Below are 15,379 nucleotides of genomic sequence, written 5' to 3'. Positions count from 1 at the left end.
AGACCCTTTTTTAATGGTTTGATGTTGTTGAACTGTTCTCTAAATTTAACTTAAATTTTTTAAAGGATTCCACTCTTGATAAAATTGCTCTAAAAAATCAATCATATATTGGTGTCTTTCTTCAGCCAATCGCTTGCCTGTTTCTGTGTTCATTTTATCTTTTAGCAATAAGAGCTTTTCATAAAAATGATTCAAAGTAGGTGCTTCAGACTTTTTATACTCTTCTTTGCTCATTTCTAAATTAGGCGATATACTAGGGTCATAAAGTGCCCTATTTTTAAAGCCACCATAATTAAATGCACGGGCAATACCAATGGCACCTATGGCATCTAAACGGTCGGCGTCTTGTACCACTTTAAGCTCTTTAGACGAGAATAGCTTCTTCTTCATCTTTCCATCGGTTAAACTGGTTTTAAATGAACTGTATTTGATGATATTGGTGACGTGATTAATGGTTCTTTTAGGTACACCCAGACTTAATAAAAAATTCTCTGCCATTTTCGGACCCAAAGATTCATCACCATCATTAAATTTAGCATCTGCAATATCATGAAGCAATGCACCAAGACTAACGACCAAGAGGTTTACATCATCTTCATCTTCATCTTTTGCAATTAACATGCTATTATTGAATACGCGCTGTATGTGAAACCAATCGTGTCCACCCTCGGCATTTTTTAAAGTTTCTTTGACAAAGGTTATGGTTTCTTCTACAATTTCTGAATTGGTCATTTAAAGGAATTTACTCCGTTAACTACGGATGCTTCTATTTGTGCAATGAGTTCGTCTAAATTGCCTGTATTTTCTAAAGGTTGTTGAACCTCTAGTCGAACCTTGGCGCCTAAACCCATCGGAAATTGTCCGAAGCGAACCAATTTCCATGAATTATTAATACTAATAGGTACAATTAATGCAGACGGAGCTTTTTTAAGAAGCATCTTAAGTCCCATCGGTTTAAATGGTTTTGGGTGTCCGTCTCTACTTCTTGTTCCTTCCGGAAAAATGACTGCACTTCTTTTATGTTCTTCAATATAGGTACCAAGTTTTCCTATCTCCATAATGGCCGATTTGCCATCGTTTCTGTCAATTAAAACAGAACCGCCATGAACAAGGTTAAATGATACACTCGGTATGCCTTTGCCCAATTCCTTTTTACTAACAAATTTTGGATGGTGTTTACGCATATACCAAATAAGTGGTGGTATATCGTACATACTTTGATGATTGGTTACAATAATCAATGGTCTGTTTGTTGGTAAATCAAAGTTATTGGTAAAGCGGTAAGTCGTACCGAGAATATTGGTACTTCGCATTAAGCAATAATTCAATTTGCTGACAGATGGTTTTAATCCGCTGTATCCAAATATCTTAAACCCGATCCATTGAATGGGGTGAAAAATAAGGAGGCACAGCCCAAATGCCACGAAAAAAAAGGGAGTTATAATGTAAGAAAGCAATTTCTGCATACACAAAAATAAAAAACCGCTCAATTAGAGCGGTTTTTTAATCCTATTATTTTGTAAGAAAATAGCTTAGACTGTAAAATCTAGCAAAACTCGTCGTAAGCCTGTGCTAAATTCTGAGCAATCATTTCAGCTGGTCTACCTTCAATGTGGTGACGTTCGATCATATGAACTAACTCGCCATTTTTGAATAAAGCCATAGAAGGAGAAGAAGGAGGGAAAGGAATCATAAGATTTCTTGCCGCGTCAACAGCTTCTTTATCTACACCAGCAAATACAGTTACTGCAAAGTCTGGTTTTTTATCGTTCTGCAAGCTCATTTTTGCTGCAGGTCTTGCATTTGCCGCTGCACAACCACAAACAGAGTTAACAACTACTAAAGTTGTTCCTTCTTTATTGATGGCATTTGCTACTGCATCTGCTGTATATAATTCTTCAAATCCGGCAGAGGCCAGATCATCTCTCATTGGTTTTACTAATTCCGCAGGGTACATATTCTTGTTATTTTAATTAAACTATTACAAAGATACTCAATTAGTCGTAGTACAGCTTCAGACCTTAACTTTTCATTGGCCTAACTTTCTGTCGGTATTATTTTATCTTTGGCAAAATTGAGAATACGAAATGATTAAATGGTTGGGAGCTGTAGTAGGCTTTTTTTTAAGAGGTTTGTCTGGAGCTATCTTGGGCTTTTTTGCCGGTAGTATAATAGATAATTTTTTTGGTCCGAGTAAAGGCAAGGCACGCAGTGTATTTGAAGATTATACAAGACCAAATGTAACAGCAGCAGATTTTGAGCTGAATTTACTTTCTTTATGTTCTTTGGTAATTAAGGCAGACGGACAAGTGAGTCAGTCAGAAATGGATTATGTACGCCAGTATTTTGTAAGTACATATGGTAAAGACAAGGCGAATGCCATTTTTAGAAGTTTCAATGAAATAAATAAGAAAGGACAAATATCTGCACAGAACGTTTGTACGTTTTTGGCACAGCGCACCCGTTACGAGGTTCGCTTGCAGTTGCTTCACTTTTTATTTGGTATTGCTCAGGCAGATGGTAGCATTAGTAATCCCGAAATTCAAAAAATTCGAGAGATAGCAGGTTACCTAAGAGTTTCGCTTAATGAATTTGATAGTATAAAAGCCATGTTCGTAAAATCGGCAAACAACTCTTATAAAATTTTGGATGTTGAAAAATCAGCTACAGATGCCGAGGTAAAAAAGGCATACAGAGAAATGGCTAAAAAATATCATCCAGACAGGGTGAATACCAAAGATGAAGCCATTAAAAAAGGTGCTGAAGAAAAGTTTAAGCAGGTAAAAGCCGCCTATGAGACTATTCAAAAAGAACGCGGTTTAAATTAAAAGGGAATTTTTTAGATGTATTAGCATGCAAGAATTTTGGTTTTATATAGAATTGGGTCTGTATCATGTTTTAGACATAAATGCGTATGATCATATATTATTTTTAACTGCCCTAGCACTACCTTTTACTTTTAAAAGTTGGAAGAATGTTTTGCTTTTAGCTACAGTTTTTACCTTTACACATTGCTTGGCACTGGTATTCTCTGTGTATGAGATTATGGTGATAGAAGCTAGTTGGATCGAGTTTTTGATTCCTGTTACCATAGTAAGTACCGCGCTATTTAATTTAGTGGATAGCAATGATCAAAAAGAAGATATTACAATATGGTTTCATGTAATAGCCACGGGTATTTTTGGGCTAGTACACGGATTCGGATTCTCTAATTATTTTAAAATGTTGATTATGGGAGAGGAAGATAAACTAGCACCATTATTAGGCTTTGCTGGCGGGATCGAATTGTCTCAAGTAGTTATTGTTCTATTAGTTTTGATTTTGGCTTATGTAATACAAAACATTTTAAAAGTCAAGCAAAGCTTATTCATAACAGTTGGTAGTGTTTTAATAGTTCTAATTACCCTGCCCTTGTTATATGAAACATTTCCTTTTTAGATTGTTAAAATTTAGCCTAAGGCATTGTGGGTACTGCACAAAGCAGGTACCTTAGGCTTATGTACTTAGTTAATATGTACTATAAATGAAGAAAGAAAAACAATTAAAGTATGATAGGGCCTATTTAAGAATGGCCAAAGAATGGGGTATGCTTTCTTCATGTAAGCGAAAACAAGTAGGCGCCATTATCGTAAAAGATAGAATGATTATTTCTGACGGATATAACGGTACACCAACCGGATTCGAAAATTACTGTGAAGATGAAGATGGGTATACCAAATGGTATGTTTTACATGCCGAAGCCAATGCAATACTTAAAGTCGCTAGTTCTACACAATCTTGCCAAGGGGCCACTTTGTACATTACGTTGTCGCCTTGTAGAGAATGTAGTAAGTTAATTCATCAGTCTGGCATTAAACGTGTAGTATATCAAGTAGGATACAAAGATGATTCGGGATTGCAATTTTTAGCCAAAGCGGGAGTTGAATTACAGCATATGCCAGAAATAAATGTGGCTAATTAACGTTAATAATAATGATGAATAAAAAATACAGTTCTCTTCTACCACTAATTATCGCTTCTGCGCTTGCATTAGGGTTTTTTGTTGGCGGAAAACTGAATTTTAATGACTCTCCAGAACGTTTATTTTCTACGAATTCTAAAAAAGACAAACTCAACAGACTTATAGATTATATCGACTATGAATATGTAGATGATGTAAACACAGATAGTATTGTTGATGTTACCGTTAATAGTATTCTAGAAAAACTCGACCCGCATTCCGTATATATTTCTGAAAAAGAAATGTCTGGGGTAACCGAAAATATGAAAGGCGATTTTGTAGGTATAGGTATTAACTTTTATGCCTATCAAGATACTATTGCCGTTATAAAAACGGTCAAAGATGGTCCAAGTTTCGTTAAAGGAATTTTACCTGGTGATCGTATTCTAATGGCTGATAATGATACGCTTTACGGCAAAGACTTCCCGAGCGAGGTTATTGTAGAAAAATTAAAAGGCAAAGAGGGTACATCTCTTGATCTTACTGTTTTTAGAAAGTCTGAAAATCGCACATTCAAGGTTAAGGTAAAGCGTGGTATAGTTCCTTTAAAAAGTGTTGATGCCTTTTATATGCTTACCAAAGACATTGGGTATATAAAAGTAAATCGCTTTGCAGAATCTACTTATAAAGAATTTAAAGATGCCTTGGTGAATTTACAGAAACGCGGCGCCAAAAAATTAGTGCTCGATTTAAGGGATAACCCAGGCGGCTATTTAGGTATGGCCGAAGAAATGGCAGATGAATTTTTAGAAGACGGTAAGCTAATCTTGTTTACTAAAAATAAAAAAGGAAAAATCAATAAGAGCTTTGCGACCGATGAAGGTAGCTTTGAAGATAAACCAATTTATGTGCTCATCAATGAAAGGTCTGCTTCTGCTAGTGAAATTGTAGCTGGTGCTTTGCAAGATAATGATGTAGGTACCATTGTTGGTAGACGTTCGTTCGGTAAAGGTCTGGTGCAACGAGAAATGGCTTTAGGCGATGGCTCGGCTGTTAGACTTACAGTTTCTAGATATTACACACCTACTGGTAGAAGTATTCAAAAAACTTATGCCAACGGTACTAAAGATTACTATCAACGTTTTACAGATAGATTTCATAGCGGAGAAATGATCTCTGTTGATAGTATTAAAGTAGCAGACTCATTGAAGTTTACCACTCCGAAAGGAAAAGTGGTATATGGCGGTGGCGGTATTATACCTGATGTATTTGTACCTATCGGCAGCAATGAGGAGGAAGCTGTTGAGAGTATGGATAATTTAGGATTTTTATCCTTTTTCGTATTTGAACATTTAGATGAGGATAGAGAAAGATATGCTCAATATACCCAAGAAGAATTTGTAAACGATTTTAAAGTAGATGATATTCTTTTTGAAAGGTTTGTACAATACTCTGTAGATAGAAATCTAAGAATGAATTTCTACGATTATGAGCAAAGCATCAAAAGATATTTAAAAGCGAATATTGCCGAACAGTTGTTTAATACCAATATTCACGCAAAAATAAAGGCTGATGATGATTTAATGCTTCAAAAAGTATTAGAATTAGATGGTGCTGGAATTCAGCAACAAGCATCTGGTGTAATTAAAGCCATTAATTAATCATTTTTCATCTTATCTTGAATCTTCTTACTGGTAACGAATACCAAAAGAAGTACAATAGCGCATAAAGAAGCCATAATGCCAATCAATGCGATAGTACTATTTTTTTCAAAAGGGTCGGCAAAATTTACCAGTGTTACATTATAGGCTATAAGTGCTATTGCAACTACTATAAAAATTATGGATAATGTCTTGCTCATAAACTTGTTTTTATAAAAATACAACCTTCTAGTGGTCTAAAAAAGCTGATTAATGTTAGCTGCGAATAATTTAACAGCAATTGCCATAAGAATAACACCAAACACTTTTCTAATTACGTTTACTCCGTTTTTACCTAACATCTTTTCAATTTTTACAGATGATTTTAGAACTATAAAAACGAAGATGATGTTAATGATGATAGCCACAATAATATTTTCTACAAAATATTCAGCTCTTAACGACAGTAAAGAGGTAAGTGTACCGGCACCTGCAATTAACGGGAATGCAATTGGTACAATAGAAGCACTTTCCGGCTCATCATCTTTGTATAATTGAATACCTAAAATCATTTCAATCGCTAAAAAGAATATGATGAATGCACCGGCAACGGCAAATGAATTTACATCGATGCCTATTAGGTTTAAGATTTCTTCTCCAAGAAATAAAAATGCTACCATAATAACGGCTGCTACAACAGATGCCTTTTCAGATTGAATGTGACCTACTTTTTTTCTAAGCCCAATGATAATAGGAATACTACCCAAAATATCAATAACGGCAAATAGTACCATACTAGCGGTAGCGATCTCTCTTAAATCAAAATGAAACTCCATCCTTCAAATTTTTTGCAAATTTACGTTTATAAATACGCACTTAGATGTTTATTCTTAAAATATTCTAAGACCAATGCCTTTTAAAAAATGTATCTTGCGCCCTTTAAATTAGGTCATGTTTCAATTAGGGAAAACCATAGTATCTGAAGAAATAATCGAGAGAGATTTTGTTTGCAACCTTAGCGCTTGTAAAGGTGGCTGCTGTGTTGATGGTGAGGCGGGTGCACCTGTCGAAGATGCTGAAACCGAAATCATGGTAGATATCTACGCCAAAGTAAAACCATTTTTGAGACCAGAAGGTATTGCCGTTATTGAAAAAGAAGGTGCTTTTGTTAAGGGTGAAGACGGTGAATGGGAAACACCGCTAGTAAATGGCAGCGAGTGTGCTTATGTCATTTTTGATGATAAAAAAATTGCCAAATGCGGTATTGAAGAGGCTTACAACCAAGGTAAAATTAAGTGGAAAAAACCTGTATCTTGTCATTTGTACCCTATTCGAGTGCGAGAATATACCGAACTAACTGCTGTAAATTACCATAAGTGGCAAATATGTGATCCTGCATGTGCTTTAGGTGAAGAATTAAAGGTGCCTGTTTACAAATTTGTAAAAGAAGCCTTAATTAGAAAATTCGGTGAACCTTGGTATAATGAATTAGAGGAGGTCGCAAAAGATCATCTTAAATAGTCGGGATATATATAACGATCTGCGTACCGATAGCGTTAGTATCGTCATCGAATTTATCAATGATGTCAACATGAAAAAAGTTTTCGTAATCACGAGAAAAATTTGCCAATCGCTCTTTGGTAATATCAATACCTACTGACTTTCTTTTAAGAACTTTACTGTCCTTTATTTTTTCTGCGGCATCTCGACCCACACCATTATCGGTAATGATTATTTCAATGAAGCCACTTTTACCTTTTTTTACGACCAAGTCAATATTTTTCGCTCCATCTTTAGATGATAACCCATGCCACAGGGCATTTTCTAAAAATGGTTGAAGAATTAATGAAGGGATTTTTATATTATGAGTATCGATATCATCTTTTATATCAATAACGAAATTGATTTCATTTGAAAATCTAATATTTTCAATGTTCATATAGAGTGCTACTGTTTCTAATTCTTCTGCTAATGAGATTTCTCGCTGCGATGATGCTTCTAAAATTTTACGCACCAACTTAGAGAACTTGTTTAGGTAGTGTACCGCATTCTTTTTCTCATTATTAATGATATATAATTTTATCGAATTTAAAGAATTGAACAAAAAATGTGGATTCATTTGACTGCGCAACATACTCTGCTCTAATGTCAACAGTTTTTTCTCGGCATTTAATTGACTTTGTCTATATAGAATATACAAAATGCCTACAAGTAAGATTAAGAAGATACCAATGATAAGAAGCATGGTTCTATTATTCTTTAACTTTAACCTTACCGATTCATTTTCTTCAGCTAACCGCTCTAATTGATTGGCTCTTATTTGAGATTCGTAACGCAAAATCATATCATTTACATAACGTAGATTTAGAGAGTTGGTAATGCGTTCTTCGTATTTTCTAGATTCTTTAAAATAAATCATACCTTTCTGGTAGTCATCTCGTTTTATCCAAAGTTCAGATAAGAATTTGTTAGCTTCCGCTATTTCTGAATTGAATTCATTTGTTGTTGCCAGGCTTAAACCAGACTCTAAATTTGTTTCTGCTGCATCATAATCTCCTAAGCGTATTAATGCCCATCCTAAGTTTATATAGATAGTGGTTATAATTTTTTGATCACTAAGAGAAATAGCTTTTAGTAGATTATTCTCTAAAATTGTGATTGCCTCTTGGATCTTGCCCATGTGAACATAGACATGGGCTATACTATAATTGCATATGATTTTTCCGCGATTAGAATCAATTATTTCATTATAAACAAGTGCTTTTCTGAAATTTTTTAAAGCTGGTTCAAGCTTTCCCTGAAACTCATAACATTCGCCTAAATTTTGATGGCTAATGGCAAGTCCTTGTTTATCTTCCAATTCTTTTTGAAGAGCCATCGATCTTTCATATTTCTCGATGGCCAAATCGTACTGTTCTAGCATTTGGTAGATTCCGCCAATGGTATTTAAAGAAATGGTGATGCTTTTTTTTAATTCGATATTAGGTTCAATGACAGTTTCGGCTAATTCTAATGCTTCTTGGCTGTAATCTAATGCCGATTTCACGGCATCTGTACGTCTATAAACCGTACTTAACATATTTAAAGCATATACCCTAAATTCAATATTATCAGCTTCAGTCGATCTTTCTAAAGCTTTTTGATATAGTTCAAGGGCTTTCGGGTAAATAGCTAACTCTCGATATATATTACCTAATTCAATTAATGCGTAGGTTTCGCCAGAAAGATATTTTTTAGTTGTACTTCTTTGTTCTATGTAGCGCAAAGCAATGCTGTCATTATTAAATGGAGCTAAAATCGTTTGTATCTGTTGATAGTCTTTCGGAATTTTTGAAAGCAGGCTATCTACTATACCTTTTAAATTTCCGGGTATATCTTGAGAGTAACTATGGTGTGATAGCACTAATATGTACAAGAATAAAAATAGAAATTTGAACTTTAATTTATACACTATAATTTTTAAAAGTAAGCTTAAGATTTATGCGAGAAAGGTCTTTAGAAGGACTACAGCATGTCTAAAAAATCAGATTTCTTTTGTCTAGATACTGGTATTTTATGATTTGATTTTAATACCACATAACCATCTGTTTTCAAGAATTCTTTTATTTTATTTAGATTGATAATGTACGAATTATGAATTCTAAAAAAAGAATCTGCCGGGAGTAATTCGTTGACTTCCTTTAATTTTTTGGTAAGTACTATTTTTTGACCGTCAGTTAAAAATATGGTACTGTAATTACCATCAGATTCGGCATATAAAATTTCATCACTCTCTAAAAATAACAATTTACCATCGGTATTCAGCGTAATACGTTTATGTACCGATCTAGAATTATAATTTAAGAGTGCCTTTTCTAACTTTTCAACAGAAAAATTTTTGCTATTGAATTTTTTGATTTTTACAATAGTCTCTTCTAAATCGTCGGTATCGATTGGTTTTAAAAGATAATCTAACGCTTGGCTTTTGATAGCTTTTAAGGCGTATTGATTATAGGCAGTAGTAATTACAACAGGAAAATTCTTGTTGGTGAGTTTTCTAATGAACTGAAAACCATCCATGGTGGGCATTTCGATATCTAAAAAAAGACAGTCTGGGGTATTTTTTTCTAAATATGAAAGTGCTTCGTTTGGGTTGGTAAACGATGCTATTACATTTATTTCATCGCTGAAATTTGTAAGCTCCCAGGTTAAGCTTTGTAGTGCTTTAATTTCATCATCAACGATAACAGCTTGTAGCATAAAAGATCGGGTATCAAGTTAGAAAGTTATGAAAATTTACGGGTATGTGGGGCTTTCCACTACTATTTTGTATCAATGGATGTAATTTTAGTGTAATCGGTATGTAAAGAGTTAAAGGTGTGTAAGCTTTTCGAATCATCACTTTTAGAAGGAAAAAGATTACAAAAATGATTCTCCTTCAATTTTGTGAGAATTTCGTGTTCCGATTATACATAAAAAGATACAGGTTATACAATATAGATCTATGCTTTTTCAGCTTAAAATTATCTTTAGCAAAGAACTTCAGTATGTTATAAATGAAATTAACATGAAAAAGTGCGGTATAATGTTAGCATTATTTATAGTGGCTTTATTGGTCGCATCGCAGTTTATGAAAGATGAAGACGGTTTAAATGAAAATATGACCGTAGTGATAGAGGTTCAGAATCAAAATATTGACAGACCATGACTATAACTAATTCTTACAACTATGCTTAAGATATTTCAGGTTATAGGCAAATCATTGAAAATGTTTTTTTTCGGTATTGTACCTTTTTTTTTACTTGCTGGTGGGTCTAAAGGTGATGTAGCTACATTAAAAGTTGAAAATGGCACTTATAGTTTTACTATTAATGGCCAATTAAGTTTTCAACTAGAAGGTTTGGCAACCTTTGAAAATAGTATTGAGGAAGATAAATTCGGTAATTCGATTAACAAATTGTTATTGAATTTTACTTCTGGGGATAATGTAAAGATGCAGAATTTAGAATTTATTATAGCTTCTAAAACAAAAAAGCATCACGGTGTGCCGGTAGGTGTACATAAAATAAAAAATTTAGACCGTTTACTAAATAAGTTTAGCGGTGTGTATGGTTTTGCAGATTTAGGTAGTATTAGTGAATTACCTTTCTTTATAAAATCTGGTGATATAATTATCACCGAATATTATTCTGACCATGTCGATGGTAGGTTAGAAGTACAATTAGAAAATGCAAATGGAGAATCTTTGAATGTCAAAGGTTTTTTTAATGCTGATATAAAAGTTTAAAATTTAGTACGGTTCTTTATAGGGTAGTGTATGTTATCTTATATCTAATGTTTGAGCGCCAAAATAGTATAACTACGATTCGTCGTAGAATTACATTCTAAGAAAAGGTTTCGGGGGAACTACCTTTATTAGACTTGGTGGGCATTTTTCATAATAGAAGCATTAGTGGGACCGTACATTTTTTATTTCAAGTGACAATTTAAATGTCAATTTTTCATCTTCAGTTGATTTCAAAAACATTAATAATGTTTCTGTATTCTCTAACTTAAACTCCGGATTAGTAATGTTTTTTCAAATACTTTAGAGATATTATTTTAATTACTTGGAGTAGGGTCTTATAACAAATCACATTGGCTTCATTAAGTCTAGGGCGAAAATTTCCACAAGAAATAAAAAGGAATGATGTCTTGAGCTAAATAATGGCTAGCAGATAAAGATTCTTAATGTGACCTTTTTGAAATATAATTTAACGAAGAGAATAAAAAAGACCCCAAATAGGGATCTTTTTTATATACGGCAAAGCCGAGGTTAAGTAAGGGGGTTCTTATTTATCTTTATTGATATATGGCTTTAATACAGTCGTAAATAACAACGCTGCAGCGTATATCATTAGTAAAGTGATGTAGTTTTCCATAGCTTAAGTATTGGAGTGTAAGTTATATACGTAGCAAAATCCTTTTTGGATTATGGAAACTTGATGGTGTCGTTAAAAATACTGTGATACGTCAGTTTCATAGCATTTTTAATGTTGAACCATTTATAACTTAGTCTCATTTGAAATAATTCAAATGAATAGGACTTTACCTTTTTATAGATATAAAAAGATAATTTTGATGCCAGAAGTAAACCGTCATAGACGAGTAATGTGTGTAGGTATTGGGACATATACAAAAGAACGAATAAGTAAGTAAATTCTTACATATTAAAATGTATTTCATCGAAAAAGTGATAACTATTCGATGAAATACATTTTTTGTGCTTTTGTTATGTGTGTAGTCTATAGATGGTATTAAAGAAAACCATCTACTTTTTGGTAGGCTTCAATTACTGCAAGCTCACCTTCTTTACCATTTCTAGAATTACCATGTTCCATACCGAGTATTCCAGTAAAGCCTTGCTCATGTATCCATTTAAATACGTTACGGTAATTAATTTCACCAGTAGTTGGTTCCTTTCGGCCTGGGTTATCGCCAATTTGAATATATGCAATCTCTGACCAAGAAGCTTCCATATTCGGAATCAGATTCCCTTCTTGAATTTGTTGATGGTATATATCAAATAAAATTTTACAGGAAGGTGAATTGACCGCCCTGCAGATTTCAAAAGCTTGAGGCGAATCTGTCAAAAATAATCCGGGATGATTTCTGAAATTCAATGGCTCTAAAACCATGGTAATATTATGTGGTTCTAATAGGGCAGATGCTTGTCTAAGGCTTTCTACAACATTGGCAGTTTGATAGCCCATTCGTAGTTTTAGGTCTACATGACCTGGAACTACGGTCATCCATTTTGCATTTACTCGTTTGGCTACTTCAATTGAGCTTTTTATATCATTTAAAAACTCTTCTCTTTTAGTTAAATCTCCAGAGGCTAGGTTCGGTGTTGTCCAATGAATTTCATGGGCAACAAAAACACCCATTTCAATACCCCGTTTTTTCATTGTTGCCGCCATTTTTTCTTGCTGCTCTATTGGGCGTTTACGCATCTCATTATCTTCAAAAGCGGTAAAACCTTGATCAGCCATATAGTTTAATTGGTCAATAGGGTCATCACCAGCAAGATTTTTGAACATACCTAAGTGCGGCGCATACTTTAAATTGTATGTATATGCTGCGGTAGAATTTGTTAGACTATTGGCAAATGTTACGCTACTCGCTACAGAAAGTGCACCAGTACTTAAGGCCGTTTTTTGAATAAAACTTCTTCTTTTCATATGTAGTGTTTTTAAATAAAAATAGCCAAGAGCGATAAATTATCATGCCCTTGGCTATTAGATTATGCTCTTATTAGGTTATAAGGACCATGCCTTGCCACCTGTAAGCTCTTGTAAATCTCCACATGGCACATATTCGCCAGGCACAGGTAAGTAAGCTAAAACTTCTTCACCAACATATTCAGACGCTTTATAACCCCAAATAGTCATACCTCTTAAATTGTTCGCAAAAGCAAATCTAGAGACCTCATCATCCAATTCTGCAGTGCCGCCTTCAGCAATAGCTTCTGTGTAGCTATTTATAGATTTGGACATTTCTGTTTGCTGATCTTTGGTATATTTTAAAGAACTTGCTAAAACTGATTCTAAATCTTCAGCGGTTAAATCTTCAGCTTTTTCTTTACCAGAATCGGTTAAGGCTTTATTTATAAATTTATTCATAGACATTTTAAGGAAATCTTGTTGTTCCGTTTCCATAACGTCTTTGGCAAATTTGTCAATAAAAATGTCAACTTGTACTTCTGTGGCAGAAGGTGTATCAGTTTTTGGTAAAATAATATCTACCAATTTAGAAAGCACTGACCCTTCGTTTTGAGCTAAAAATTCAGGTGTCCAAGTAATTGCCGGTTCACTTTTACAACTTTGTACTATTGATAATAAAGTTGGGGTGGCCACCATATATCCAAGTGACATACCCATATTTTTTAATACGCGTCTTCTATCCATTATATGTTTCCTTTTTTAAGTTCATTAACCGCGTGATTTGCAGCTCTGGCCGTAAAGGCCATATATGTTAATGATGGGTTTACACAACTAGCAGAGGTCATAAATGAACCATCTGTTACATAAACATTTCGAACATCGTGCAATTGGTTATTTCCGTTTAAAACAGATGTTTTTCTGTCTCTACCCATACGGGCAGTACCCATTTCGTGAATTCCTAAACCTAAGGCACTTTCGTTATCATACCCTTTTACTTCTTTTAATCCTGCTTTTTCTAGCATATCAACAGCCGATTCTAAAATGTCTTTACGCATTTTAAGTTCGTTCTCTTGTAGCTCGGCATCAAAAGTAACTGTTGGCAGACCCCAATCATCTAATTTGTCGTAGTCTAAGGTAAATCTGTTGTTTTCGTATGGTAGTACTTCACCGAAGCCCATCATACCGAACGTCCATCCCCCTGGTTTTAAAATTGTTTCTTTTAATTCTTTACCATGAGAAAGTTCTGCAATAGAATCTTCCCAGTTACCTCTAGAGGCACCACCTTGGTATCCGAATCCTCTCTTATATTCTCTATCCGTATCTCCACCTAAGTTTCTAAATCTAGGAATATAGATTCCATTAGGCTTTCTTCCTTTATAATATTTATCATCGAATCCGTCAAATTTACCAGAAGCTCCTACTTGAAGTTGGTGGTCCATTATGTTACGCCCTAATTGGTCAGATTCATTACCCATACCATTAGGGAAAGTTTCTGATTTCGATTGCATTAAAATTGAAGTAGATGCAATTGCAGAAGCACATAAGAAAATAACCTTCGCCTTAAATTCAAAAGTTTCTTTAGTATTAGCATCAATTACCTTTACACCTGTAGCTTTCTTTGTCTTCGGATCATACATAACCTCATGTACAATCGAATCTGGTCTAAGGGTCATATTACCTGTAGCCTCAGCAGCTGGTAATGTAGATGATAAACTACTGAAGTAAGCTCCAAAAGGACACCCTCTGATACATCTGTTTCTAAATTGGCATTTACTTCTACCATCAAATTGTTTTGTTCCTGTAAGGTGTGCTACTCTACCAGCAGTAACTACACGACCATCAAAATTCTCGGCTACTTTTTCTTTAAAAACTTGTTCTACACAATTTAGATCCATCATTGGTAAAAATTGACCATCAGGCAATTGTTCTAAACCTAAGTTTTCACCACTTACACCAATAAATGTTTCTACTTTATCGTACCAAGGTGCAATATCTTTATAACGAACAGGCCAATCTACAGCAATGTTTTCTTTTTTGTTGGCCTCAAAATCAATGTCACTTAATCGGTAACTTTGACGACCCCATTGTAGCGAACGACCACCTAAGTGATACCCTCGCATCCAATCGAATCTTTTTGTTTCATTATATGGGTGCTTTAAATCATTAACGAACCACATATTACTGGCTTGGTTAGTAGTATAACCTGTTCTATTTTGCTTTGGTTGCTGTTCTATAATTTCTTTGGTCGGTTCACCTGCATTAGGAAAATCCCAAGGATCTTTATTTGCCGTTTCGTAATCTTCTATATGCTTCACCATTCGACCACGTTCTAAAACGAGTGTTTTAAGGCCTGCCTCACATAGTTCTTTTGCGGCCCAACCACCACTTATTCCTGTTCCTACGACAATTGCGTCATACGACTCTTGTTCTTCGTTATAATAAAATTTGCTCATAAAAGTTGTTTATTCTCTAAATTTATTAAATATAAAATTAATTCTATACATTTAATGTCCATTCTTCTTGCGAAATACTCTAAAACAGGCATCAAGTTAGAATAATGTACCAATTCATAATTTTAACGCTACCAAATAGGGTTATATTTCAAACAACAACAAACT

Annotated in this window: 17 protein-coding genes; 7 read left to right on the top strand and 10 right to left on the bottom strand. The window is 34.3% G+C overall.

All coding sequences use genetic code 11. The annotated features are described in order from the left end of the window. Positions 1 to 45: 45 nt before the first annotated feature. The 3 genes from ACEN2N_RS12410 to ACEN2N_RS12400 all read right to left on the bottom strand — a co-directional run bounded on the left by ACEN2N_RS12410 (position 46) and on the right by ACEN2N_RS12400 (position 1,957). Entirely contained in the window at positions 46 to 732 is a 687-nt protein-coding gene (locus tag ACEN2N_RS12410; RefSeq protein WP_441824621.1) for an HD domain-containing protein, read from the bottom strand. Next, positions 729 to 1,466 carry a lysophospholipid acyltransferase family protein gene (locus ACEN2N_RS12405; RefSeq protein ID WP_441824620.1) on the bottom strand — a complete coding sequence of 246 codons (738 nt, stop codon included), beginning with the start codon at positions 1,464 to 1,466 and terminating at the stop codon, positions 729 to 731. Before ACEN2N_RS12405 ends, ACEN2N_RS12410 begins: the two co-directional genes overlap by 4 nt. 80 nt (positions 1,467 to 1,546) lie before the next feature. Beyond that, a complete protein-coding gene (locus ACEN2N_RS12400) occupies positions 1,547 to 1,957 on the bottom strand; it encodes a BrxA/BrxB family bacilliredoxin (RefSeq protein ID WP_291788363.1) in 411 nt (136 codons plus the stop codon). Positions 1,958 to 2,087: 130 nt separating this feature from the next. Between ACEN2N_RS12400 and ACEN2N_RS12395 the strand changes: the two genes are divergently transcribed. The 4 genes from ACEN2N_RS12395 to ACEN2N_RS12380 all read left to right on the top strand — a co-directional run bounded on the left by ACEN2N_RS12395 (position 2,088) and on the right by ACEN2N_RS12380 (position 5,601). Beyond that, entirely contained in the window at positions 2,088 to 2,828 is a 741-nt protein-coding gene (locus ACEN2N_RS12395; RefSeq protein WP_441824619.1) for a TerB family tellurite resistance protein, read from the top strand. 25 nt (positions 2,829 to 2,853) lie between these two features. After that, positions 2,854 to 3,438, top strand: coding sequence for a HupE/UreJ family protein (locus tag ACEN2N_RS12390; protein ID WP_441824618.1), 585 nt, complete (start codon positions 2,854 to 2,856; stop codon positions 3,436 to 3,438). Between the two features lie 85 nt (positions 3,439 to 3,523). Continuing rightward, complete coding sequence (locus ACEN2N_RS12385) at positions 3,524 to 3,961, top strand: deoxycytidylate deaminase (RefSeq protein ID WP_424004360.1); 438 nt, start codon at positions 3,524 to 3,526, stop codon at positions 3,959 to 3,961. 14 nt (positions 3,962 to 3,975) lie between these two features. Beyond that, positions 3,976 to 5,601: a S41 family peptidase gene (locus ACEN2N_RS12380; protein ID WP_424004461.1), complete on the top strand. Its 1,626-nt coding sequence runs from the start codon at positions 3,976 to 3,978 to the stop codon at positions 5,599 to 5,601. Here the strand turns inward: ACEN2N_RS12380 and ACEN2N_RS12375 are convergent. Continuing rightward, entirely contained in the window at positions 5,598 to 5,801 is a 204-nt protein-coding gene (locus tag ACEN2N_RS12375) for a hypothetical protein (RefSeq protein ID WP_424004362.1), read from the bottom strand. The two genes, ACEN2N_RS12380 and ACEN2N_RS12375, sit on opposite strands and share 4 nt — an antisense overlap. 36 nt (positions 5,802 to 5,837) lie before the next feature. Beyond that, on the bottom strand, positions 5,838 to 6,416 hold the full coding sequence (locus ACEN2N_RS12370; RefSeq protein WP_133685993.1) for a MarC family protein: 579 nt from the start codon (positions 6,414 to 6,416) through the stop codon (positions 5,838 to 5,840). Positions 6,417 to 6,531: 115 nt separating this feature from the next. Here ACEN2N_RS12370 and ACEN2N_RS12365 point away from each other — a divergent pair, with 115 nt between their 5' ends. Next, positions 6,532 to 7,101, top strand: a complete 570-nt coding sequence (locus ACEN2N_RS12365; RefSeq protein ID WP_424004364.1) for a DUF3109 family protein — start codon at positions 6,532 to 6,534, stop codon at positions 7,099 to 7,101. Here ACEN2N_RS12365 and ACEN2N_RS12360 read toward each other — a convergent pair. Both ACEN2N_RS12360 and ACEN2N_RS12355 read right to left on the bottom strand, forming a co-directional pair. Continuing rightward, a complete protein-coding gene (locus ACEN2N_RS12360) occupies positions 7,094 to 8,995 on the bottom strand; it encodes a tetratricopeptide repeat-containing sensor histidine kinase (RefSeq protein ID WP_441824617.1) in 1,902 nt (633 codons plus the stop codon). The genes ACEN2N_RS12365 and ACEN2N_RS12360 overlap by 8 nt on opposite strands. Before the next feature lie 89 nt (positions 8,996 to 9,084). Beyond that, complete coding sequence (locus ACEN2N_RS12355) at positions 9,085 to 9,819, bottom strand: LytR/AlgR family response regulator transcription factor (protein WP_441824616.1); 735 nt, start codon at positions 9,817 to 9,819, stop codon at positions 9,085 to 9,087. A 307-nt stretch (positions 9,820 to 10,126) separates the two neighbouring features. On the opposite strand from ACEN2N_RS12355, the gene ACEN2N_RS12350 reads away from it, so the two are divergent. Continuing rightward, positions 10,127 to 10,267: a hypothetical protein gene (locus ACEN2N_RS12350; RefSeq protein ID WP_441824615.1), complete on the top strand. Its 141-nt coding sequence runs from the start codon at positions 10,127 to 10,129 to the stop codon at positions 10,265 to 10,267. A 21-nt stretch (positions 10,268 to 10,288) separates the two neighbouring features. Continuing rightward, positions 10,289 to 10,846, top strand: a complete 558-nt coding sequence (locus ACEN2N_RS12345) for a hypothetical protein (protein ID WP_441824614.1) — start codon at positions 10,289 to 10,291, stop codon at positions 10,844 to 10,846. 1,009 nt (positions 10,847 to 11,855) lie between these two features. Here the strand turns inward: ACEN2N_RS12345 and ACEN2N_RS12340 are convergent. The 3 genes from ACEN2N_RS12340 to ACEN2N_RS12330 form a co-directional block, all read right to left on the bottom strand. Continuing rightward, positions 11,856 to 12,779 carry a hydroxypyruvate isomerase family protein gene (locus ACEN2N_RS12340; RefSeq protein ID WP_441824613.1) on the bottom strand — a complete coding sequence of 308 codons (924 nt, stop codon included), beginning with the start codon at positions 12,777 to 12,779 and terminating at the stop codon, positions 11,856 to 11,858. A gap of 78 nt (positions 12,780 to 12,857) precedes the next feature. Continuing rightward, on the bottom strand, positions 12,858 to 13,505 hold the full coding sequence (locus ACEN2N_RS12335) for a gluconate 2-dehydrogenase subunit 3 family protein (RefSeq protein ID WP_441824612.1): 648 nt from the start codon (positions 13,503 to 13,505) through the stop codon (positions 12,858 to 12,860). Next, a complete protein-coding gene (locus ACEN2N_RS12330) occupies positions 13,505 to 15,214 on the bottom strand; it encodes a GMC oxidoreductase (protein WP_441824611.1) in 1,710 nt (569 codons plus the stop codon). Before ACEN2N_RS12330 ends, ACEN2N_RS12335 begins: the two co-directional genes overlap by 1 nt. Between the last annotated feature and the right edge of the window lie 165 nt (positions 15,215 to 15,379).

The sequence above is a fragment of the Maribacter spongiicola genome, from assembly GCF_052119685.1.
GTDB classification, from domain to species: domain Bacteria; phylum Bacteroidota; class Bacteroidia; order Flavobacteriales; family Flavobacteriaceae; genus Maribacter; species Maribacter spongiicola_A.
Note: the sequence above shows the minus strand (reverse complement) of the source record. Positions and strands in the feature narration are given on the sequence as shown.

Excerpts from the sequence above, each read along its gene's own strand:
- ACEN2N_RS12410 (WP_441824621.1), bottom strand. The coding sequence starts at position 732 with ATGACCAATTCAGAAATTGTAGAAGAAACCATAACCTTTGTCAAAGAA.
- ACEN2N_RS12405 (WP_441824620.1), bottom strand. The coding sequence starts at position 1,466 with ATGCAGAAATTGCTTTCTTACATTATAACTCCCTTTTTTTTCGTGGCA.
- ACEN2N_RS12400 (WP_291788363.1), bottom strand. The coding sequence starts at position 1,957 with ATGTACCCTGCGGAATTAGTAAAACCAATGAGAGATGATCTGGCCTCT.
- ACEN2N_RS12395 (WP_441824619.1), top strand. The coding sequence starts at position 2,088 with ATGATTAAATGGTTGGGAGCTGTAGTAGGCTTTTTTTTAAGAGGTTTG.
- ACEN2N_RS12390 (WP_441824618.1), top strand. The coding sequence starts at position 2,854 with ATGCAAGAATTTTGGTTTTATATAGAATTGGGTCTGTATCATGTTTTA.
- ACEN2N_RS12385 (WP_424004360.1), top strand. The coding sequence starts at position 3,524 with ATGAAGAAAGAAAAACAATTAAAGTATGATAGGGCCTATTTAAGAATG.
- ACEN2N_RS12380 (WP_424004461.1), top strand. The coding sequence starts at position 3,976 with ATGAATAAAAAATACAGTTCTCTTCTACCACTAATTATCGCTTCTGCG.
- ACEN2N_RS12375 (WP_424004362.1), bottom strand. The coding sequence starts at position 5,801 with ATGAGCAAGACATTATCCATAATTTTTATAGTAGTTGCAATAGCACTT.
- ACEN2N_RS12370 (WP_133685993.1), bottom strand. The coding sequence starts at position 6,416 with ATGGAGTTTCATTTTGATTTAAGAGAGATCGCTACCGCTAGTATGGTA.
- ACEN2N_RS12365 (WP_424004364.1), top strand. The coding sequence starts at position 6,532 with ATGTTTCAATTAGGGAAAACCATAGTATCTGAAGAAATAATCGAGAGA.
- ACEN2N_RS12355 (WP_441824616.1), bottom strand. The coding sequence starts at position 9,819 with ATGCTACAAGCTGTTATCGTTGATGATGAAATTAAAGCACTACAAAGC.
- ACEN2N_RS12350 (WP_441824615.1), top strand. The coding sequence starts at position 10,127 with ATGAAAAAGTGCGGTATAATGTTAGCATTATTTATAGTGGCTTTATTG.
- ACEN2N_RS12345 (WP_441824614.1), top strand. The coding sequence starts at position 10,289 with ATGCTTAAGATATTTCAGGTTATAGGCAAATCATTGAAAATGTTTTTT.
- ACEN2N_RS12340 (WP_441824613.1), bottom strand. The coding sequence starts at position 12,779 with ATGAAAAGAAGAAGTTTTATTCAAAAAACGGCCTTAAGTACTGGTGCA.
- ACEN2N_RS12335 (WP_441824612.1), bottom strand. The coding sequence starts at position 13,505 with ATGGATAGAAGACGCGTATTAAAAAATATGGGTATGTCACTTGGATAT.
- ACEN2N_RS12330 (WP_441824611.1), bottom strand. The coding sequence starts at position 15,214 with ATGAGCAAATTTTATTATAACGAAGAACAAGAGTCGTATGACGCAATT.